Origin of the sequence: Clostridium sp. USBA 49 (genome assembly GCF_900167505.1) — a bacterium.
GTDB classification, from domain to species: domain Bacteria; phylum Bacillota; class Clostridia; order Clostridiales; family Clostridiaceae; genus Clostridium_AT; species Clostridium_AT prolinivorans.
This window is the reverse complement of the sequence record NZ_FUYD01000006.1, coordinates 141,842-164,183: the sequence shown is the minus strand read 5'-3', so window position 1 is coordinate 164,183 and position 22,342 is coordinate 141,842. Positions and strand designations below refer to the sequence as shown.

23 protein-coding genes, 1 tRNA gene and 1 other annotated feature are annotated in these 22,342 nt (G+C 26.1%); of the genes, 11 read left to right on the top strand and 13 right to left on the bottom strand.

Annotated features, from left to right (window positions below; all coding sequences use genetic code 11):
- Nucleotides 1-23: 23 nt before the first annotated feature.
- Complete coding sequence (locus B5D11_RS07840) at nt 24-1,028, bottom strand: methyl-accepting chemotaxis protein (RefSeq protein ID WP_078682495.1); 1,005 nt, start codon at nt 1,026-1,028, stop codon at nt 24-26.
- Between the two features lie 328 nt (nt 1,029-1,356).
- On the opposite strand from B5D11_RS07840, the gene B5D11_RS07835 reads away from it, so the two are divergent.
- On the top strand, nt 1,357-2,145 hold the full coding sequence (locus B5D11_RS07835; protein ID WP_078682494.1) for a GTP pyrophosphokinase: 789 nt from the start codon (nt 1,357-1,359) through the stop codon (nt 2,143-2,145).
- A 65-nt stretch (nt 2,146-2,210) separates the two neighbouring features.
- Here B5D11_RS07835 and leuS read toward each other — a convergent pair whose 3' ends face one another.
- The 6 genes from leuS to B5D11_RS07805 all read right to left on the bottom strand — a co-directional run bounded on the left by leuS (nt 2,211) and on the right by B5D11_RS07805 (nt 7,652).
- Complete coding sequence (leuS, locus tag B5D11_RS07830) at nt 2,211-4,646, bottom strand: leucine--tRNA ligase (RefSeq protein ID WP_078682493.1); 2,436 nt, start codon at nt 4,644-4,646, stop codon at nt 2,211-2,213.
- Between the two features lie 58 nt (nt 4,647-4,704).
- Nucleotides 4,705-4,921 (bottom strand) — a binding site (T-box leader).
- An 82-nt stretch (nt 4,922-5,003) separates the two neighbouring features.
- Nucleotides 5,004-5,080 (bottom strand) — tRNA-Gln (locus tag B5D11_RS07825).
- 39 nt (nt 5,081-5,119) lie between these two features.
- Nucleotides 5,120-5,623, bottom strand: a complete 504-nt coding sequence (locus tag B5D11_RS07820) for a hypothetical protein (RefSeq protein ID WP_078682492.1) — start codon at nt 5,621-5,623, stop codon at nt 5,120-5,122.
- A 22-nt stretch (nt 5,624-5,645) separates the two neighbouring features.
- Nucleotides 5,646-6,230: a J domain-containing protein gene (locus tag B5D11_RS07815; RefSeq protein WP_078682491.1), complete on the bottom strand. Its 585-nt coding sequence runs from the start codon at nt 6,228-6,230 to the stop codon at nt 5,646-5,648.
- Nucleotides 6,214-7,107, bottom strand: a complete 894-nt coding sequence (locus B5D11_RS07810; protein ID WP_078682490.1) for a DUF5685 family protein — start codon at nt 7,105-7,107, stop codon at nt 6,214-6,216. The genes B5D11_RS07815 and B5D11_RS07810 overlap by 17 nt, the downstream gene beginning before the upstream one ends.
- A gap of 2 nt (nt 7,108-7,109) precedes the next feature.
- A complete protein-coding gene (locus B5D11_RS07805) occupies nt 7,110-7,652 on the bottom strand; it encodes a class IV adenylate cyclase (protein WP_078682489.1) in 543 nt (180 codons plus the stop codon).
- A 179-nt stretch (nt 7,653-7,831) separates the two neighbouring features.
- Between B5D11_RS07805 and B5D11_RS07800 the strand changes: the two genes are divergently transcribed.
- Nucleotides 7,832-8,326, top strand: a complete 495-nt coding sequence (locus B5D11_RS07800; protein WP_078682488.1) for a hypothetical protein — start codon at nt 7,832-7,834, stop codon at nt 8,324-8,326.
- 144 nt (nt 8,327-8,470) lie between these two features.
- Here the strand turns inward: B5D11_RS07800 and B5D11_RS07795 are convergent, their stop codons facing one another.
- Together B5D11_RS07795 and B5D11_RS07790 are read right to left on the bottom strand one after the other, a co-directional pair.
- Nucleotides 8,471-10,252, bottom strand: coding sequence for an ABC transporter ATP-binding protein (locus tag B5D11_RS07795; protein ID WP_078682487.1), 1,782 nt, complete (start codon nt 10,250-10,252; stop codon nt 8,471-8,473).
- A 2-nt stretch (nt 10,253-10,254) separates the two neighbouring features.
- Nucleotides 10,255-11,994, bottom strand: a complete 1,740-nt coding sequence (locus tag B5D11_RS07790; protein ID WP_078682486.1) for an ABC transporter ATP-binding protein — start codon at nt 11,992-11,994, stop codon at nt 10,255-10,257.
- Nucleotides 11,995-12,243: 249 nt separating this feature from the next.
- Here B5D11_RS07790 and B5D11_RS07785 point away from each other — a divergent pair, with 249 nt between their 5' ends.
- Complete coding sequence (locus tag B5D11_RS07785; RefSeq protein ID WP_228201965.1) at nt 12,244-12,594, top strand: helix-turn-helix transcriptional regulator; 351 nt, start codon at nt 12,244-12,246, stop codon at nt 12,592-12,594.
- Nucleotides 12,595-12,633: 39 nt separating this feature from the next.
- Here the strand turns inward: B5D11_RS07785 and fba are convergent, their stop codons facing one another.
- The 3 genes from fba to B5D11_RS07770 all read right to left on the bottom strand — a co-directional run bounded on the left by fba (nt 12,634) and on the right by B5D11_RS07770 (nt 14,728).
- Entirely contained in the window at nt 12,634-13,557 is a 924-nt protein-coding gene (gene fba / locus B5D11_RS07780; protein WP_078682484.1) for a class II fructose-1,6-bisphosphate aldolase, read from the bottom strand.
- A 104-nt stretch (nt 13,558-13,661) separates the two neighbouring features.
- The gene (locus B5D11_RS07775; protein ID WP_078682483.1) at nt 13,662-14,042 is read right to left on the bottom strand and encodes a DUF4363 family protein; all 381 of its coding nucleotides are present in this window, start codon (nt 14,040-14,042) and stop codon (nt 13,662-13,664) included.
- Nucleotides 14,039-14,728: a DUF421 domain-containing protein gene (locus tag B5D11_RS07770; protein ID WP_078682482.1), complete on the bottom strand. Its 690-nt coding sequence runs from the start codon at nt 14,726-14,728 to the stop codon at nt 14,039-14,041. Before B5D11_RS07770 ends, B5D11_RS07775 begins: the two co-directional genes overlap by 4 nt.
- 162 nt (nt 14,729-14,890) lie before the next feature.
- Between B5D11_RS07770 and B5D11_RS07765 the strand changes: the two genes are divergently transcribed.
- The 4 genes from B5D11_RS07765 (at nt 14,891) to B5D11_RS07750 (ending at nt 18,636) form a co-directional block, all read left to right on the top strand.
- Nucleotides 14,891-16,549 (top strand): nucleoside kinase, encoded by a 1,659-nt coding sequence (locus B5D11_RS07765; protein WP_078682481.1) that lies wholly within the window; start codon nt 14,891-14,893, stop codon nt 16,547-16,549.
- 109 nt (nt 16,550-16,658) lie between these two features.
- Nucleotides 16,659-17,336 carry an L-serine ammonia-lyase, iron-sulfur-dependent subunit beta gene (gene sdaAB, locus B5D11_RS07760; protein WP_078682507.1) on the top strand — a complete coding sequence of 226 codons (678 nt, stop codon included), beginning with the start codon at nt 16,659-16,661 and terminating at the stop codon, nt 17,334-17,336.
- Between the two features lie 7 nt (nt 17,337-17,343).
- On the top strand, nt 17,344-18,213 hold the full coding sequence (sdaAA, locus tag B5D11_RS07755; RefSeq protein ID WP_078682480.1) for an L-serine ammonia-lyase, iron-sulfur-dependent, subunit alpha: 870 nt from the start codon (nt 17,344-17,346) through the stop codon (nt 18,211-18,213).
- Nucleotides 18,214-18,294: 81 nt separating this feature from the next.
- Entirely contained in the window at nt 18,295-18,636 is a 342-nt protein-coding gene (locus tag B5D11_RS07750) for a hypothetical protein (RefSeq protein WP_078682479.1), read from the top strand.
- A 14-nt stretch (nt 18,637-18,650) separates the two neighbouring features.
- On the opposite strand, the gene pssA is transcribed toward B5D11_RS07750, so the two are convergent.
- A complete protein-coding gene (gene pssA / locus B5D11_RS07745; protein WP_078682478.1) occupies nt 18,651-19,166 on the bottom strand; it encodes a CDP-diacylglycerol--serine O-phosphatidyltransferase in 516 nt (171 codons plus the stop codon).
- 397 nt (nt 19,167-19,563) lie between these two features.
- Here pssA and B5D11_RS07740 point away from each other — a divergent pair, with 397 nt between their 5' ends.
- The 4 genes from B5D11_RS07740 to B5D11_RS07725 all read left to right on the top strand — a co-directional run bounded on the left by B5D11_RS07740 (nt 19,564) and on the right by B5D11_RS07725 (nt 22,327).
- Nucleotides 19,564-19,992 carry a CBS domain-containing protein gene (locus tag B5D11_RS07740; RefSeq protein WP_078682477.1) on the top strand — a complete coding sequence of 143 codons (429 nt, stop codon included), beginning with the start codon at nt 19,564-19,566 and terminating at the stop codon, nt 19,990-19,992.
- A gap of 109 nt (nt 19,993-20,101) precedes the next feature.
- Complete coding sequence (locus tag B5D11_RS07735; protein WP_078682476.1) at nt 20,102-20,989, top strand: YegS/Rv2252/BmrU family lipid kinase; 888 nt, start codon at nt 20,102-20,104, stop codon at nt 20,987-20,989.
- Between the two features lie 68 nt (nt 20,990-21,057).
- A complete protein-coding gene (locus B5D11_RS07730; protein WP_078682475.1) occupies nt 21,058-21,705 on the top strand; it encodes a hypothetical protein in 648 nt (215 codons plus the stop codon).
- 31 nt (nt 21,706-21,736) lie between these two features.
- Entirely contained in the window at nt 21,737-22,327 is a 591-nt protein-coding gene (locus tag B5D11_RS07725) for a metallophosphoesterase family protein (RefSeq protein WP_078682474.1), read from the top strand.
- Nucleotides 22,328-22,342: the final 15 nt, after the last annotated feature.

Below are 22,342 nucleotides of genomic sequence, written 5' to 3'. Positions count from 1 at the left end.
GTATATATTTTATAAAAAAGTTTTTAATTATGTAAATTTTCAATAATTTTATTTAAATCGTCAATATTGTTTTTGATATTTTCAAATATAGGGAATTGATATTCAATTGAAGATGAAATTTCTTGTGATAATGAAGAAGTAGTTTCAGCTAATTCAGAAAGTTCTTCTACTTTAGATATAATTTCATTTTTCTTATCTGAAGTTCCTACTAAATTAGTAATACTATTATCAATTTCTAAAGCAGCTTCATCAATAGAATCTTTTATTTTAACAAAAGTATCTTTGGTTAATTTTATTGTACCATTTTGATTTTCTAAAGAATTATGAAATTCGGTCATAGCTTTAGAAGTATTCATTATATCAAGCTTAATTTCTTCTAATATCTTAGTTATATTTAAAACAGCTAATTTTGAATTTTCAGCTAATTTTCTAACTTCATCAGCTACTACAGAAAAACCTCTTCCTGCTTCTCCAGCACGAGCGGCTTCTATTGCTGCATTTAAAGCTAAAAGATTAGTTTGACTTGCTATTTGGCTTATAGAATCGGTTATTGTATTTACTGATTCTATTTTTGAAACTAAATCTATTACTGTAGATGCAGATGTTTTAAAAGAACTTTGGAGGTCAACTATAGATGAATCTAAACTTTCTATGTTTTTTAATCCTTCTTCAGCCATAGAATTAGTATCTAAAACTTTTATTTGGACGTTTGTTATACCAATTGCCATATTTTCCATATCTGAATTAAAATTTTTTAAAATAGATAAAGTATTTAATATGTCGTTATTTTGTTTTACATTTGATGCACAAATTTCATTTATAGATTCTTTTATATTATGGTTTACTTCTAACATATTATTAGAATTTTCTAAAATTGTTCTAACTTTATTTTTTAAAATTTCATAATTACTATCATTTTCAGTATAATTAGATTTATTTATTTCTTCTGTGGAATGAGTTGATGTTTCATAATTATTTTCATAAATAGTATTATTTTTTTTAGCACTTTTTTTTCTGAGTTTAAGCATTAAAAATCCCCCTCTTAAATTTTATGAACATAAAATTTACATCCTTTGTTTAAATTTATTTTAATTTATATTATAAATATCGTAAAATTTAAATCTTTCTTAACATTAAAAAATATTTTGTTTCCATATTTTTTATTTTATAATTATTATAAAGCAAAATCATAATTATATCAAAATAATTTTATATTGAGCAAATATATTAAAAAATATGTTGCTAGTTTATTTACCAGTATATATTTATATTAAATGCTATATTAACAATATTTGTATTATAGTAAAATTTATTGTATCATATATTGTGAAAATTAATTGTAAAGGATGAAATATTATGGCAATTAAGGAATGGAAGACTTTTTTAATACCATATGAACAAGCTGTAGAAGAGCTTAAAATAAAATTTAGAAGTATAAGAACAGAATATAGAAGAAAAAATGAATATTCACCTATAGAATTTGTAACAGGAAGGGTTAAAGAAATTTCGAGTATTTTAGAAAAAGCAAATAAATTTAATATACCTCTTGATAGAATAGAATACGAAATTGAAGACATAGCTGGAATTAGAATTATGTGTCAATTTGTAGATGATGTTCAAAGAGTAGTTGAACTTATAAGAAATAGAAAAGATATGCAAATTATGTATGAAAAAGATTATGTTACAAATTATAAAGAAAGCGGTTATAGAAGTTATCATGTAATAATTAAATATCCCGTTAATCTAGCAGAAGGTCAAAAGGATATTTTGGCTGAATTTCAAATAAGAACTTTGGCTATGAATTTTTGGGCTACTATAGAACATTCATTAAATTATAAGTATAAACATGAAATACCAGCAAATATAAAAGAAAAACTTAAGCATGCAGCAGATGCTGCATTTAAGCTTGATGAGCTAATGCTTGAGATTAAAGATGAAATAAAAGATGCACAGCTTTTATTTGAAGTTAAATCAAGTTTAATTTCAAATATTATGAACAATATAATAACATTATCTTCTATGGGGAAAATGTCTGAATCTATAAGATTTCAAATTCAGCTTAATAAGCTTATAGAAGAAGGAGAAGTTTATGATTTAAATAATCTTCTTGATGCAACGGAAAAAACTTTAAATAAATATAAATAAAATAATCCGGAGACATATCTCCGGATTATTTTATTTATATTTATATTTATTTTATTTATATATATTTACTTTGCTACTATATTTACAAGTCTTCCTTTAATTACTATAACTTTAACAATATTTTTACCATCAAGAGCCTTTTTTATATCTTCATTATTTAAAGAAGTTTCTTTTATGCCTTCTTCATCTAAATCAGATGGAACATTTATTCTAGCTTTAATTTTACCGTTTATTTGAATAGCAATTTCAACTTCGTCTTTTATTAAGGCAGAAGGATCAAATACAGGCCAAGTTTCATTAAATATAGAATAATTCATTCCAAGCAAATTCCATTGTTCTTCGCTAAAATGAGGAGCGAAAGGTGCCATAAGTTTAATAAAATCTATTAATACTTCTTTTAAGAAAGCAGTATTTTTATCTTTTTCATTTATATACTTAGATAATGCATTTGTAAGTTCCATCAATCTTGCTATGGCTGTATTAAATTGAAATATTTCAGCATCAGAAGTTACTCCTTTTATTGCAAAATGTCTCCAATAATTAAGCTCTTTTTCAGCATTACCAATACTATTTTTATTGTTAGATGAATTTATTATTTTTCTTGATGTATCTAAAATCCTTTCAACTCTATCTATAAATCTGGCTATAGATTTGATACCATCATCACTCCAAGCACCGCCTTCTTCATAGCCAAATCCAAACATTAAATACATTCTAAAAACATCAGAACCATATTCTTTGATATAATCATCAGGATTTATTGTATTACCCTTTGATTTGCTCATTTTCTGTCCATCAGGACCAAGTATTAAACCTTGGTGAGTTAAAGATAAAAATGGTTCATCAAAATTTAAATATCCCATATCTCTAAGAGCTTTTGTAATAAATCTAGCATATAAAAGGTGCATGCAGGCGTGCTCAGGACCTCCTACATATTTATCAACAGGAAGCATTTTATTAACTATATCACTATCAAAAGCTTTGCTGCTGTTTTTGTTATCTACGTATCTTAAAAAGTACCAAGAAGAATCTACAAAAGTGTCAAGTGTATCTGGATCTCTTAATGCTTTAGCACCACATTTAGGACAAGTAGTATGCATAAATTCTTCACTTTTTGCAAGAGGAGATTTACCGTCTGGTGAAAACTCTACATTATAAGGAAGTTCAACAGGTAATTGGCTATCTGGTACTGGAACTATTCCACAATGCTCACAATGAACAACAGGAATAGGAGCACCCCAATATCTTTGTCTTGAAACCAACCAGTCTCTTAATCTATAGTTTATTTTTTTAGAACCAAGATTATTTTTTTCAAGTTTTGAAACTATGGCTTCTTTTGCTTCTTCTGTAGTAAGACCAGTAAATTCTTCGCTATTAATAAGTTTTCCATATTCAGTATAAGGAAGCTCTGAATTACTTTCTATAACTCTTTCTATAGGAAGATTATATTTAGTTGCAAAAGCAAAATCTCTCTCATCGTGAGCTGGAACAGCCATAACAGCACCTGTACCATAAGTTGCAAGTACATAGTCAGCTACCCAAATTGGAACTTTCTTTCCGTTTATAGGGTTTATAGCATAAGAACCAGTAAATACTCCAGTTTTTTCTCTAGTTAAAGACTGCCTTTCAATATCACTTTGTTTTTTTGCGGCTTCTTTATAAGCTTCAACAGCAGATTTATTATCATCTGTAGTTAATTTATCTACTAATTCATTTTCAGGAGCTAAAACAACATAAGTAACTCCAAATAGTGTATCTACTCTTGTTGTAAAAACATTAAAACTTAAATTGGAATTATCTACTTTAAATGTTACTTCAGCACCAACAGATTTTCCTATCCAATGCTTTTGCATAGCTTTAGTTTTTTCTGGCCAGTCTAAATCATCAAGTTTTTCTAGTAATTCATCAGCATAGTCAGTTATTTTTAAAAACCATTGTGTTAAATCTTTTTTAGTAACTTCACTGTTGCAGCGTTCACAATGGCCATCAACAACTTGTTCGTTAGCAAGTACAGTATTACAGCTAGGGCACCAGTTAACAGGAGCTTTTTTTCTATAAGCTAACCCTTTTTCATAAAGCTTTAAAAATACCCATTGAGTCCATTTATAGTATTCAGGTAAACAAGTAATAACTTCATTTTCCCAATTGAACATAGCCCCCATAGCTTTTAGCTGCTTTTCCATTGTATCTATGTTTTTTAAAGTAGAATCCTTTGGATGTATTCCTGTTTTTATGGCATAGTTTTCAGCCGGAAGACCAAAAGCATCAAATCCCATAGGTTGAAATACATTATATCCCTGCATTCTTTTCATTCTAGCCCAAGAATCTACTGGACCATAGTTAAACCAATGACCAGCATGAAGATTTGCTCCTGAAGGATAAGAAAACATTTCAAGAACATATAACTTTTTATCTAAATTATTTTTGTCAAATTTATAAAGATTTGTTTCTTCCCATTTTTTTTGCCATTTTTTATCAATTTCTGTTCCGTAGTTAGACATTTTTATTCCTCCTTAAAAATTTATTTTGGTTTAAAACAAAAAATCTTTCATCTCTATAAAAAGAGACGAAAGATAAAATTCCGCGGTACCACTCTAATTAGACAAAACATAAAAATATTATGTAAGTCTCACTTATTAAGATAACGGGTTTACCGTACTTGCTTTTTTGCAAGTATGCTCCCAGGCGAGTTCACACTTTGCAAATACTGTTTTCCACCAGCCAACAGCTCTCTTAATTTGCTTAAAATGCTACTATTCCTGTTCACAGCACAATATTATAAAATATTGTATGATATGTTTAAATTATTGTCAATAGCAGATTAAAATAAAAGGGATATATTCATTGAATATATCCCTTGGCTGCCCAAGCAGGACTCGAACCTACACAATGCCAGAGTCAGAGTCTGGTGCCTTACCAATTTGGCTATTGGGCAATAACAACAATAATAATTATATCATCTATAACTATGTTGTCAAGATATTTTTTTAATACGTCTTTGAAGGTATGATATAAATAAAGTTAAAGCATAATCAAAAATAAAAAAAGCAAATTGAATACCAATTAAAATAATATAAATTGATATATTCATATTTAATATGTTATTAAAAAAAGCTTTAGAAATTATATACAATATAACAATTGAAGTATTAAAAAACAAAAGTTTTAAAACTATTTCAAGTGGAATTTTTCTTAATTTTTCAATATAATATTTTACAAATCCGTAAAGTCCAAAGAAAACTATATAAGCTATAACATTCCCTTTAATACCTGTTAATAATAAACTTAAAAAACTTGTGGATAAATATATTAAAAAACTGTTTTTTAAATTGGTAGTTAAAATTGATAGAGGAATAATACAAGAAGCTATACCAAGAAGATATAATTTATTTGTCGGAGATATAATACTTAAATATATAAAAAGGACACCTAAGGCAGTAAAAAGACCACCTCTAGCTATATTTACAGTCTTATTCATATAAATCCTCCATAAATTTATTTTAACAGCAATCTATTAAATCGCCACCCATACATTCACAACAAGAGTCTAAACACCAGATTGTCGTACATGTATTACATAGATCACCATCACCTCTATTAGTATTATAATATGTTTGCCTATATCCAGTATTTCTCCTTTGAAGATTATTAAGGGTTTGTCTGTACTCAAAATTATTAGGATCTAAGTTGCAGGCATTTACAATATAATTATAAGCATTATCATACCAGCCTTTTTTTAAATAAAGTATTCCCATAAGATAGTTCCATTCAGCGTCTCTAACAGAAATTCTTGTTAATTTTTCTTCTGCAGCTCTTAAATTACCATTTTGTAAATCTATTCTTATATCATTGTATGAAGAAGAAGTAGAACTATTATAATTTTGACTATAAGTACTATTAGAATTATTCATTAAATAATCATATGCTTCATTTATTTCTCTAAGTTTTTCTTCAGCTAAATCACGAAGAGGATTATTACCATATTGATCTGGATGATATTTTTTTACAAGTTCTTTATAAGCTTTTTTTATTTCATCTTTTGATGCACCTTCCTTAATTTGCAAAACTTCATAAGGATTTTTCATTTAAAATTTCCTCCTTTTTACATGTTCTTTTGAAAACTTTGTCCATTTTTTCCATAAGACCAAATTGAAGTATATTATAAAGTAAATCATAATTTTTTGATATAGATATATTATTTAAAGAATCTATCATGCTTTGGGCACAACTTACTAAAGTAAAATCTATTCTTTCAGATATTTTATCAAGTAATTTAGTATATGTGAGATTATCTTTATTAAATACAGCATTTATAGGATTAAATTTATTGGTTTTCATGTCCTTTTCTAAATCGTCATAAGCATCAATTATATATATCCATTTTCCAAGATTATATCCAAGAAAATAAAGAGCATCTTTATTTTTATTTTCTCCAATATAAGAAGATAATATGAAACCAGTCAAATCAGAAAAATGATGACTTAATTCATCAAGAGATTTATTTTGTGAATTCTTTTCAGCGTTATAAAGATTTTTTAAAGATTTTTCTATAAATAATAAATTATTTTTATAATAATCAGGGGCTTTTTTTAAATATATATTTAAAACTTTTGAATAAACCTTACTAAGTGAAGAATTATCATCATTAACATTATCTAAAAGTTTGTAATATGAAAGAGATACATTACAAAATGCTGCATATTTAATAGAAGAATTTTCAGTTATAATTAATCTTTTTTGAGTTGGATGAAGGATACAAAATTGTTTTGTAGCTTTAAAGTTTTCTTTAGTTAAAGAATCTAAAAGTATTGCAAGAAAAGTCATGTCATAATTAAGAGATAATCGTGGAAGATTCCCAAAAGAATTTTTTATTTCTTTACAAAGTCCACAATAATAAGCTTTAAACTTTTCATAATCTTTGACCTTTAATTCCATTTTACATGGAGTTACATATCCAAACATTGTTATTTTTTAATACCTCTATCTTTTAAAATTTCATATATAGTTTTAGAAGTAGTATCTTCCATTTTGTATCCTAAAAGACTAACAATTTCTTTTAATTCTTCTTCATAAGAAGTTTCAATTTCTATATAAGGGAAAGGACAAAAACTTTTTTCGTTTATGTCTATTTCTATAAGGGTATTTTTATATTTGTAACTTTCTCTATATTTTTCTATAATTTCAATTAATTCTAGTCCTAAAGCCTTAAAAATATTTTCCCCTTCTTGAAAGCTTTCTATTATTGTTTCGTGTTCATCCATAATTTTATATTTTTCTTGACTTAACATTTGTTTTACAGTCATATAATGAATAGTTTTATTATTTATCATATCATCTATACTTCTTATCCGAGCATAGCCTTTTAAATTTAAAAGTCTTCTATCTTTAAAATCATAAATTCTATTTGTTTGATTCTCCATTTTTACTTTTTTAGAATTTAATGATAAAAGTTTTTTCCTAATATAATCTATATCAACATCTAATATTCTTGTTTCCAATTCTTTCAATATCATCACTCCCGACAAACAAAATTATAACATAATAATTAACATTATATAAGTTTTTTATTCTTAAACCATATACAAATAGTTAATTTATTTTTAAATAATTTAAAATATGTTTTTTTATTTATTATAATTATGATATAATATCTTTAAGTTAATTCACAATACGAGGGGGACATGAAATGGAAAACTTTTATGAACAACTTATAACGACCTATAAAACAGGCATTTATAAGGTGGTTGAAGTATTATTTTATTTATTTGGAGTAATGGCACTTATAACTCTTTCAATTAATTTAGTATTTTTTATTATATTTTTATTATTAGGTATAGGAATGCTTTTTTTAAAGAGAAACTTATATGTTGAATATGAATACGTTTTTACAAATGGGGAAATCGATATAGATAAAATTGTAGAAATGAAAAAAAGAAGTCATGTTTTTTCTTTTGATATAAAAAATACTGAACTTTTGGCTGCTGAGGATAGCGATTATGTAAAAGATTTTAGCAATAAACCATCTAAAGTTTTAAATCTTTTTCCCAAAACTACAGATAAAAAAATATATGTAGCTATGATAACAGGAGGAAATGAAAGAGTACAAGTAAGGTTTGTTCCAGACGAAGAATTTGTAAATTTGTGTTATAAATATAATCCAAGAGCTGTTAAAAAATATTAATTTTCACATAAAAAACTGCCTTATAAAATTTTTAAAATTTTATAAGGCAGTTTTTTTATTTTTAATATTTATTTTTAAATATTAAATGAATTTTAGTATAATTATAATTAAAAATTTATCAGCTTAAAATTTTATTACTTATTTTTATATAGCTTCTAAGAAACTATATTGAGCAGTGTAAAGTTTGTAGTAAAATCCTTTTTTATTCATAAGTTCATAGTGAGTACCTGATTCCATAATACGACCATTATCTATATACATAATTATATCTGAATTTTTTATGGTTGAAAGTCTATGAGCAATTATAAAAGAAGTTCTTCCTTTTAAAAGTTCATTTAAACCTTCTTGAAGAGCTAATTCAGTTTGAGTATCTATACTTGAAGTAGCTTCATCAAGAATAAGAATTTTTGGATCTGCAAGAAGTGCTCTAGCAAAGGATATAAGCTGTCTTTGCCCAACAGAAAGTCTTGAACCTCTTTCATTTACTTGAGTGTAATATCCATCTTTCATATTAATTATAAATTCATGAGCTTTAACTGCTTTTGCTGCTCTTATTACTTCTGCATCGGTAGCATCTAATTTGCTATATCTAATATTATCCATAATAGTTCCTGAAAATATAAATGAATCTTGAAGCATAATTCCCATCTGCTTTCTTAAAGAATTAAGAGTAACATCTTTTACATTTATGTCATCTATAAGAACTTCTCCATTTTCTACATCATAAAATCTGCTTATAAGATTTACTATAGTAGTTTTACCTGCACCAGTTGGTCCAACCAAAGCGATAGATGTACCTTTATTTGCTGTAAAATTTATATTATTTAAAATTCTTTTGTTTTCATCATAGCTAAAATCAACATTTTTAAATTCAACTTTTCCTTCTATTTCCGGCATAATAAAAGCACCAGGTAAATCACTTACTAATGGCTTTTCGTCTAATGTTTCAAATATTCTTTCAAGATATGCCATAGCATTTATTATTGAATTATAAAAATTACTAATATTAGTTATAGGTCCCCAAAATCTACCTATATAACTTATAAAAGCTATAAGTACACCAACTGTAATTTCTTCTGTAAACCAGCTTATTCCAGCTACATATACAAGTGCTGTAGTAAGTACGGAGAGATTTTCTACTGTTGGCCATAGTACAAATTGAATAGAAACGCATCTCATCCAAGTGCTTCTGTATTCTTCCATAAGATTATTGAATATGCTTAAATTTTTATTTTCTCTTACAAATGATTGAGTTACTTTAATACCACTGATACTTTCATGTATATAAGCATTTAGATTTGATTGTTTACTGCTTAATAACTGCCATGCTTTTCTTTGAGCATTTTTTATTAAAAATATTGCACCTATTAATATAGGAAGACCTGCCATACAAATTAAAGTTAATTTTACATCTATAGCAAGCATAAAAAATATTATAACTATTAAACTAAATAAATCTGTTATAACATTTATAAGACCATTAGAAAGTAAATCGCTTAAAGAATTAACATAATTAACTACTCTTACAAGTATTTTACCATGAGGTCTGCTATCATAATAACTAAAGGGAAGCTTTTGAAGGTGGCAGAATAAATCTGCTCTTATTTTTTCTATGACGCTTTGCCCCATATAATTCATTATCCTTATTCTAAATTTTAAACAAATTGCTGAAACTATTACAGTTATAAGGAAAATAGAAGATAATATAAGTAAACCATTTATATCTTTATTTTTTATTTTATTATCTATGGCATCTTTTATTAAATAAGGTCCTAATAAAGCAGCTATACTTGATATAAACATAAGTGTTAATGTTATTAATATTTCTTTTTTATAAGGTTTTAAATATTTAAGTATTCTCTTTAAGTGATTTAAATTAAATTTAGTTTCTAAATCTTCATCTACATCATATTTGTTTCTAGCCATGTTTAAACAGCCTCCTCTCTATTAAAATCTCCTAATTGATTAATAAATGTTTTATAATAATATCCCTTTTTATTTATAAGTTCTTTATGATTACCTTCTTCTACTATTTCTCCATCTTTTAATACCAATATTTTATCTGCATCTTTAACAGAAGATATTCTATGAGCAATTATAAATGTTGTTTTATTTTTAAAATATGAATTTAATGTATTTTGAATTTCATGTTCAGTTTCAACATCTACGCTTGAAGTTGTATCATCTAAAATTAATATTGAAGGATTTTTAATTAAAGCTCTAGCTAAAGCTATTCTTTGTTTTTGACCTCCAGAAAGTCCAACTCCTCTTTCTCCAACTATTGTTTCATAACCTTCAGGCATATTTTCTATAAAATTATGAGCTCCTGCTATTTTAGAAACCCAAGTTATATCACTAATAGGTGCATCAGGTACAGCATATGAAATATTTCCTTCTATTGTATCAGAAAATAAAAATATATCTTGCATTGCAATTGATATATTTTGACGGAGCTTTACAATATCTAAATCCTTAATATTTATTCCATCTATAAATATTTCACCAGAAGTACAGTCATAAAATCTGCATATTAAACTTATAAGTGAAGATTTGCCTGAACCTGTAGGTCCTATAATAGCAACTTTTTCTCCGGGATTTACTTTTAAATTTATGTTTTTTAATACAGGTTCATCTCCATAACTAAATGTAACATCTCTAAATTCAACATAACCTTCAATTTTATCTTTTTTAGTAGTTTTTAATGCATTTTTAATTCTAGGTTTCTCTATCATAAATTCCATAATTTTCTCACCAGAAGCTGCAAATCTTTGAACATCATTAATAAGCCATCCTGCCATACGAAGAGGGTTATTAATAGCCCAAATAAGGCTGTTAAATGTTATAAGCTCACCAAGAGTAAGATTTTTATTTATAACCATAATTCCACCTATAAGAATTAAAACTAAAACAAGTATGCTTGCAAGAGAATCTAATATCGGAAGATATTTTTCCCAAATTTTAGAAGCTTGTAGATTTTTTTCTTTGTATCCTGAATTTACTTTTGAGAATTTTTTAATTTCATAATCTTCTTGTGTAAAAGCTTTTACTACTCTATTCCCACTTATATTTTCTTCAACTACTGTATTAAGTTTTGAAAATTGATGTCTTATAGCAGCAAAACTGCCTTTTACTGTTTTAGATAATTTATAAGCAAAAAAAGCAGTAAATGGAGTAATTGAAAGCATTATAAAAGTAAATTTAACATTTATAGTAAACATAGTTATAATTGCGAATAAAAATATAAGAACGTTATCAAAAATGTTATAAATAACCCATGCAATAAAATGTCTAACTGCATCTATATCAGCAGTCATTCTTGTCATGATATCACCAGTTCTTGTACTATCAAAAAAATAAAAATCTTGATTTTGAAGATAACTATACATTTTATCTCTAATATTAAAAATAACTGCCTGTGATATTTTTTCAAAATTAAGCTGATAGAAATATCTTATTACAGTTTTTATAATAGTTGTAAAAATCATTAGCAATAATACAGGTAATAGTAGATTTTTTTGACCTCCATTTATAATTTTATCTACAATAAATCCAGACATATATGGGTTTATCATATTAAGTGCTGAACAAATTACTACGGCAAATAATCCTAAAAACATTTTCAATTTATATTCTTTTATATATTGATATATCCACTTTATAGCCTTCATAATATTTACCTCCTTTTTAATATAAATAAATTTTTATTCTAGTATATTATGCAATATAAAATAATAAAATTAAATGTATTATTTTAACTTGTTAAATATAAAAAGTAATTTTATAAATTTATTAAAATATTGAAGAATAAAGGCAAATGTAAACTTTTATCAATATATTTATATAAATTTTAAACGTTTTTAATATTTTATTAATTTAAATACTTATTGTAAAATTAATGAGAAATGGAGGGGATATATATGTGTTGTAATTGCGGCATTATTATGCAATATGATAAAAGATATTTAATAAAAAAAATTATTCAATATATGAATGAAAATTATATGAATGCTATATCATTAGAAATGATATCTAATTATATACATTTAAATCCTATATATTTATCTAAATTATTTAAAGAAGAAACAGGGGAATCACCAATAAATTATCTTATTGGTATAAGACTTTATAAAGCAAAGGAACTTTTAGATAATGGAGAGTTTACTGTTAAAGAAATAGCATCTATGGTAGGATATGATGATCCTTATTATTTTAGTAAGCTTTTTAAAAAATATTATGGATGTTCGCCTAAAAAATATAAAAATAAATAAAGAAAGAGATAGGGAAAATCCTATCTCTTTCTTTATTTATTATAGTGCATTTGATGAACCAAGTACATTCTTTATTTTATCTTCAACTAATTCTTGAATAGCAGTTCTTGCAGCACCCATGTATTTTCTTGGATCTATTTCTTTTGGATTTTCAGCAAAGAATTTTCTAAGTGTTGCAGTCATAGCAAGTCTTAAGTCTGTATCCATGTTTATTTTGCAAACTGCCATAGAAGATGCCTTTCTTAACATTTCTGCAGGAACTCCCTTTGCACCAGCTATTTGGCCGCCATATTGATTGCACATTTCAACATATTTTGGATCAACAGCAGAAGCTCCATGAAGAACTATTGGGAATCCAGGAAGTCTCTTTTGAACTTCTTCAAGTATATCAAATCTAAGTTTAGCTTCTCCTGTAAATTTAAATGCTCCGTGGCTTGTTCCTATAGCTATTGCTAAAGAGTCACATCCAGTTCTTTTAACAAAATCTTCTGCTTGAGCAGGATCTGTATATACGCTTTTTTCAACAGAAACTTCATCTTCAACTCCAGCAAGTTGTCCAAGTTCAGCTTCAACTACGACTCCTCTTGCATGAGCGTAATCAACAACTTCTTTTGTTAGTCTTACATTTTCTTCATATTCATAGTGAGAACCATCGAACATAACGGAAGTAAATCCAGCGTCTATAACTGTTTTTACAGTTTCAAGGTCTGGACCGTGGTCTAAATGAAGAGCTATGTCTATTCCAGTTTCAGCAACAGCAGCATCTACCATATTTTTTAAATATTTAGCTCCAGCAAATTTAATAGCACTTGATGAAACTTGAAGTATAACAGGGGATTTTTGCGCTTTTGCACCATTTACTACTCCTTGGATTATTTCCATATCATTGATGTTAAAAGCACCAATTGCATATCCACCTTCATAAGCTTTTTTAAACATTTCTTTAGTAGTTACTAAAGCCATTAAAATTCCACCTTTCATTATGTATTAGGGACTTTAATCGTACCAGTGGGACTGATTTTGATACAATTATATTATAATTCAATGCTAATAGTTTTTCCATAGTTTTAAAAAATATTTTGAATATTAACTTTTTCTAAATCGTATATATGAAGTAGAAGAAATTTTAAAACATGCACACTAGCTAAAGCTTCATCTTTGGTTTTTTCCTTTACATATTGAGGAATTTTCCAAAGCTCTAATTCTATATTATCTATTTCTTGGTGATTTACAAATATTTTTATAACTCTGCTTTCATCTTGCCACTTTTTAGTAATATCTAAAGAAGCGTTGTAAGCTTTTTCCCAATTATCATTTTTTATATATTCTTCAAGTTCATTATTTAGAGTTTGAAGATTTGTAGTTGTTTTAGAAAGATAATTTATTGAAAAAAACATACAAAATATCATTACAATAAAAATTATAATTGAAAATACAACGTTTTTCATTTTTTAGATGTTCCTCCTTCTTTAAGTTGATAAAAGAACTTTCCTTTGGAATCTATAAGTGCAATAAAAACTTTATCTAAAGAAGAAATGTTATTTTTATTTAATTCACTCATAAGCCATGATTTGTTCTTTTTAATGATTTTTAAATTATTGGTATTTATTTTGCCATCAAGTATTAAAGTAATAGGTAATTTATCTTGGGTATATTTGATTTTTAAATCTTCTTTTGTAGCAGGTTCAAGATTAGTTTTTGGTATTATAGACATTTGACCGCTTGTTTCCAATATTGCATACTCTATATCTTCTATATTATAGTATCCTTGAAGTCTGAGTTCTTCTAACAAGTCATTAAGGTTAAATCTATTGTTTTTTAATTCTTTAATATCTAATTTCCCATTTTTTATAACTATACTGGGTTTCCCGCTAAATATATTTCTGGCAAGTTCACTTTTAAGCTCAGCTAAAGTTATAACTGCCTGTAAAAGAAGAAGTGTTATTATAGGAATAATGCCATGAGATAAAGGAATTCGAGTATCTTGCATTGGCATAGAAGCAAGTTCAGATATCATAATAGCAATTACTAGTTCAAAAGGCTGCATTTCTCCAATTTGCCTTTTTCCCATTATTCTCATAGTGAAAACTACTATAAAGTATAATATTATAGTACGAAACATTGTAATAAACAAAAAATCACGTCCTTTATTAATATTAAAATAAAATTATAAATATTTATGTAAGGTATATTTTTTGTAAATTTATTAGAAATTATAAGTGAATAATGAAATATTTTTTTATTTTACAAGTATAATGATATTATTGAAATAATATAACAGGTTAGGAGGGAATTTATGGATAAAATTATACTCAAACTAAATGGTGAAAACACTATTGAAGTTAAAAAAGGGACAATTCTTGCAGATATAGTAAAACAAAATTATAAAAACCATAAACTACCTGTAGTTCTTGCAAAAGTAAATGGAAAATATAAAGAACTTACTGAAACTATTAATGAGAATGGTGATTTTGAAATTATAGATATTAGTACAAATATTGGAATGAGAACATATATAAGAACTTTACAATTTGTGCTTATAAAAGCAGTATTAGATTTATATCCAGAGGCTAAAATTACCATAGAACATTCATTAAGTAAAGGACTATTTGGAGAAATAGAAAAAAATACCACTTTAAGTTATGAGGATATTGAAAATATTAAGATAAAAATGAAGGAGATTATTAATAAGGATTTACCAATTAAAAAAGTTAGTGTAAGTAAAGATGAAGCAATAAAAATATTTGAAAAATATAATATGGAAGATAAGATAAGGCTGCTTAAACATGTTTCACTACAAAAAATAAATCTTTATGAATTAGATGGAAGATATGATTATTTTTATGGTTCTATGGCGTATAGTACTGGAGTTTTAAAATATTTTGACTTGATGTTTTATTATCCTGGATTTATTCTTAGATACCCATCTGAAGAAAACCCTGAAATTATACCTGAATTTGTAGAATATAAAAAATTATTCAAGATTTTTTATGAAACAGAACAATGGGGAAATATATTAAAAGTCGCTGATGTAGGATCTTTAAATGATAAAGTAGAAAATGGAGATATTATAAACATAATACATGTAGCAGAAGCACTTCATGAAAAGAAAATTGCATATATAGCTGATATGATTTATGAAAGAAAATCTTCTCAATTAGTTCTTATAGCAGGACCTTCTTCTTCAGGGAAAACAACTTTTGCAAGGAGACTTGGTATACAGCTTAGAGTTAATGGACTTTATCCTATACCAATTTCTTTAGATGATTATTTTGTAGATAGAGAGCATACTCCTAAAGATGAAAATGGGAATTATGATTTTGAGTCCATATATGCATTAGATTTAGAGCTTTTTAATAAGCATATTAATGCTCTTTTAAAAGGAGAAGAAGTAGAAATACCTACATTTAATTTTAAAAAAGGTATGAGAGAATGGAATGGACAAAAGATAAAGCTACCTAAAAATGGCATACTTATAGTAGAGGGAATTCATGGATTGAATGAAATGTTAACTTCAGCAATTCCAAAAGAAAATAAATTTAAAATATATATAAGTGCATTAACTCAATTAAATTTAGATAATCACAATAGAATAGCAACAACAGATGTAAGGATTATTAGAAGAATGGTAAGGGATTACTTATCCAGAGGTTATAGTGGAGAAGAAACTCTTAAAATGTGGCCTTCTATAAGACGAGGAGAAGAAAAAAATATATTTGTCTTTCAAGAACAGGCAGATGTTATGTTTAATTCAACTCTTGTATATGAACTTTGTGTTTTGAAAAAATATGCAATAGAAGAACTTTCCAAAATTAAAGAAGATAGTCCCGTTTATTATGAAGCATTAAGGCTTAAAAGTTTCTTAAACTTTTTTAAAGAGGTAAGTACTGAATATGTACCGAGTAATTCTATATTAAGGGAATTTATAGGAGGAAGTGTATTTTATAAATATTAAAATAAATACTTTAAAATTATAAATTTAAGCTATTGCATTTTATTAATGCCTTTTGTAGTGTATATATATAAAAAGTATTTTTAATATGAAATAAGGTGGAGAGCATATGATAAAAAATTATAGTGTTTTTGATATATTAGGTCCAATTATGATTGGACCTTCAAGTTCTCATACTGCTGGAGCTGCACGTCTTGCTAAGGTGGCTAAACTTATTGCGGGAGGAGATATATCAGAGGTAAAATTTTTACTTCATGGATCTTTTGCTAAAACTTATAAAGGGCATGGAACAGATAGGGCATTAGCAGCAGGAATACTTGGAATGGATCCTTGGGATGAAAGACTTAGAAAAGCTATTTTTATAGCGAAAGAAAAAGGAATTAAAATGGAATTTATTGAAACGGATTTAGGAGATGAGCACCCAAATACTGTAAAATTTATTATAAAAAAATATGATGGAAGTAAATCAGAAATTATGGGTTCTTCTATTGGCGGAGGGAATATAGTTATTACTGAAGTGGATGGGGAAAAGATGAGGTTTACAGGAGAATATCCTACTTTGATAATAAAGCATATAGATGTACCCGGAGTTATATCAAAGGTTACAGCTATACTTTATGAAGCAGAAATAAATATAGCAACTATGAGTGTATATAGAAGCAGTAAAGGCTCTGAAGCTACTATGATTTTTGAAACAGATTCAAATGTAACATTAGATATTGTTAAAAAAATGAAAAATATAGGTAATATTAAAAGCATAAAAGTTATTAACCCATTGCAGGAAAGGTGATAATAAAATGTTTGTAAACAGTGGAGAAGAACTTATAAAAACATGTAATGATGAAAAAATTTCTATTGCTGAATATACAATAAGAGAAGAAATAAAAGAAACAGGACTTTCAAGAGAAGATATTACAAATAAAATGAAAAATAATTTATATATAATGAAGGAATCTGCAGAATATGGACTTAAAAATAAAGTAATTTCTGTTAGCGGACTTATTGGAGGAGATGCAGTAAAAATTCAAAATTATATTGAAAAAGGAAAAAGTCTATGTGGAGAATTTATATTAAAAGCTATGGCAAGAGCTCTCTCTTGTTCTGAAGTAAATGCTGCTATGGGAAAAATTGTAGCAGCTCCTACAGCAGGTTCTTGCGGGATACTCCCAGCAGCTATAATAAGTGCAGGAGAAAAGCTTAATAAAAGTGATGATGAATTAGTAAATTCATTATTTACAGCTTCAGGAATAGGAATATTAATTGCAAAAAATGCTACTCTTTCTGGAGCTGAAGGAGGATGTCAGGCAGAGTGTGGCTCAGCTTCAGCTATGGCAGCAGGAGCAGTTGTAGAAATGATGGGAGGCACACCTTCTATGGCTTTAGATGCAGGAGCAATAGTTATTAAAAATATTTTAGGACTTGTATGTGATCCTATAGCTGGATTAGTTGAAGTACCTTGTGCAAAAAGAAATATTTCAGGAGCTGTATCTGCACTTACTACAGCAGATTTGGTTATGAGCGGAGTAAAAAGTTTAATTCCTTTTGATGATGTAGTTTCAGCTATGTACAAAGTTGGAAAACAAATGCCTTGTGAACTTAGAGAAACAGCATTAGGAGGTCTAGCTTCTACACCAACTGGAATAAGATTAAAAAATAAGGTATTATAAAAATAATATATTATATTTTGTAATAAGCTTTAAAATTTTAAAATATAAATAATGTGATATTAATAAAGTTTGGGTGATTTGTTGAGTTACAAAAAGCTTATAGAAGAACATTATGTTGATATTAACAATTTAGCAGATTTGCTTTTTAAATTGGTAAATTCATATAAATTATTAATTGGCGGAGCAGATGAACTTAATAAAATAGCATTAGCAAAAAGAAAAGATGTAAAAAAAGCATTAGATAGAGCTGAAGATTTAGGAGAAGTAATAGATTCTATAGTAGATACTTTAGATAAGATATCTTATGATTATTTAGACTACTGTCTTATTAAATCTGAAATTATAAAAAATAAATTGGATTTAAAACATATCTGCAAAGAGATGGATGATGAATTAAAAGATATAAATAAAGCTTCAAATTAAAAAGGTGTAAATTTTTACACCTTTTTAATTTGAAGCTTACTTACCATTAAGTAAGAAAGTATCAGTAATATAATAATCGCTAATATATTGTTATTAGTATTTTTTAATGTGATAAAACAGTAAAATGCAAGTGTTGATCCAGCAATAGTTATAGGAATACCTGTAAATATATTATTAAAAGGTGTTGAATTATATCTTGCAAGTCTGTAGGCACCAGCAATAGGAAAAATTAGAACTAGAACATAGCCCATTATTCCAAGACTTATAAAATTATATAAATTAAAAACTAATATAGATGGTGCAACTCCAAAAGATACTAAATCAGCAAGAGAGTCTAATTCTTTACCAAGTTCACTGGAAACTTTTAAAAATCTTGCCACTCTTCCATCATATCTATCTATTAAACCTGCAATTATTATAAACAAACAAGACCATTTATAATTTCCATTAAAAGTACAAAGTAAAGACAAAATACCACAAGCTAAATTGGAAAAGGTAAATAAATTGGGGACTGCACTTTTTGTTTGCATTAACAATCACTCCTAAATAATATAAAAAATAAAACATGTATTATAACATATTATGTATTATAACATATTATGAACGAATAAGTAATATTAAATTACCATTTTATAAAATAAATATAAATCTATGTTATTATATTATATTGTTTTTTAAATTTATTTTAATTAAAAATTACATAATTAATTTTTTATAATATCATATTCATCAATAATGCAATGTTCATTTTTATATTATGCAAGTATATAGGTATTGTTAAATTGACCAAATTACAGACTATTTGTATATACATGTAAATATTGGACTTTTTTAAAAATAAGTGAATAAAGTACATATAATAAAAGTTACTTTTTAGCTAAAAATATATAATAAAAATTAATAAAAAATATGTAAGGAGGAAATAATATGAAAATTAAAGATATAATGACAAAAGACGTTATTACATTAAATGAAAATGATACAGTAGAAAAAGCTGCAAAGCTTATGAAAGAGCATAATATTGGTTCTATTCCAGTTTGTCAAGGAGAAAATGTTATAGGAGTTATAACAGATAGAGATATAACAACACGTTCTATAGCACAAGATCAAGATATTAAAAATCAAAAGGTAAGAGATATAATGACATCAAATCCAGTAACTGCTAATCCTAATATGGATGTCCATGAAGCTTCACGCATAATGAGTGAAAGACAAATAAGAAGACTTCCTGTAGTTGAAAATAGTAAAATTACAGGTATAGTTGCTTTAGGAGATTTAGCTGTAGAGTCAAAGCTTAATGATGATGCAGGAAAAGCATTGGGTAATATTTCAGAGCCTAGTTCTCCAAATATGTAATTTTAATTAATAAATTGTTAAATCCACAAGATTATGTTAAATTTTCTTGTGGATTTATTATATAAAGTATATAATAAATATAATATTTTACATTAGAGGGTGAACTAATTTGAAAAAGGTAAAATTTATATATAATCCATATTCTGGTGAAAATACTATTATAATGGATATAGACAAAGTTATTGCAATTCATCAAAAATACGGATATAATGTTATACCTTTTAGAATAAGCTATGAATATGAAATTTATGAAGCTTTTGAAGATGTTGATAATAGTTACAGCTATATATTAATTGCTGGTGGAGATGGAACAGTAGATACTGTTGTAAATTATATGAAAAAATCAAATATAGATTTACCTATAGGAGTTTTACCTGTAGGTACTGCTAATGATTTTGCTAAGTTTTTAGGTATTCCACAAGATGTGTCTAAAGCTTGTAAACAAATTTTAAATAGCAATGTAAAAAATGTAGATATAGGTAAAATTAATGACAAATATTTTGTAAATGTAGCAAGTACGGGATTATTTACAGATATATCCCAAAAAACAAGTGTTGCATTAAAAAATACTATAGGTAAACTTGCTTATTATGTTAAAGGTATTGAATCTATTCCAAATTTTAGGAAAATAAAAATTAAAGTTTCATCAAAAGAAGTAGAATTTGATGGAGAAATGTATTTGATGCTTATTTTTAATGGAAGAACTGCAGGAAATTTAAAGCTTGCATATAAATCAGAAATAGATGATGGCTATTTAGATGTTATAATAATTAAAGCTTCAAGCATAGTAGAAATAAGTTCTTTATTTATAAAAATGCTTAAGGGTGAGCATCTTGAAAATGCTAGTAATTTATTGTATTTTAAAACTGATAACCTTTTTATAGAATGTCATGAAGATATAGTTACAGATATTGATGGAGAAAGGGGACCGGATTTCCCTCTTAATATAAGCTGTGTTAAAGGTGGATTAAAAGTATTAGGAATGAAACAAAATTAAAATTAATTAGAATAAAAAAGTAAAATTCATAATAAATATTAGTAATAATAATTTTTATTGGAGTAAATATGAATATATATTTTATTTATTTATCAATTTTATTACTAACATTTATATTAATTTATTATGGGTTAAATTTTGGATATAAATATGCTCCTTTTAAAATAAAGATTTTATCTGTGGGAGCATTTATATCCTTAGCACTTAGATATATAGCTCTTCTTATATTTTTAATAAATAAAAATATAAGAAATATGTATTTACTTAAGCCAATAATATTTTTGAATTTTATATCTATACCAATATTAGCTATGATATCTATTTACATATATTCTAGAAACAATAAATTTAAATTTAATTATTGCATAATATTTTCAATTATACTTAGTATTTTTTATATATTTATAATATTTAACTTCCAAGTAAATATAAATTCTATAAAAGAATTAGGATATTCTATGGAATTTATAAATAATAATTTAATATATGGTATTTTTTTAATATTAAATACTTTATATTTATTTTCAGCTATTGTTTTACTAGGTTTTAAAAATATAAATACTATAGGAATATGTTTATTGCTTATATCTTCAATTGTCGAAATTTTTGAAATAATAATAAAAATATGTGGTATTGGCATCTTCCCTGTACCTATAGTAGGCGATATATTTTTTATATTATGTGCAGATTATGCCTTGTATAAATTAAAAAAATAAATATTTACTAAAGAAAAGGCAGGAAGAAATTGTGAAAATATTACTAGTATCTGATGAAGAAAATTCATATATTTGGGACTTTTTTCAACCTGAAAAATTTAAAGATGTAGAACTTATTATATCTTGTGGGGATTTAAAAGCTGAATACCTTTCATTTTTGGTAACAATGATAAAAGCTCCATTATATTATGTTCATGGCAATCATGATACGTCATATAGCATAAAGCCTCCTGAAGGATGTGAAGATATAGATGGAAGGCTTGTAAAATATAAAAATGTTAGAATTTTAGGGTTAGGTGGAAGTCATAAATATAGTAGCGGTAAACATCAATATACGGAAAAAGAAATGGAAAAAAGAATAAATAAACTTAAAAGAAAATTATGGATAAATAAAGGATTTGATATTTTAGTTACTCATGCTCCTGCTTTTGGAATAGGTGATAGAGATACAGAATGCCACAGAGGATTTAAATGCTTTAATAAATTAATAGAAAAATATTCTCCTAAATATTTCTTTCATGGTCATATACATCTTAATTATGGGAATCATAATCTTAGAGTTACGCAATATAAAAATACTAAAATAGTAAATGCATTTAATTATTATTTAATAGATATTTAATATAGTAAAAACCGC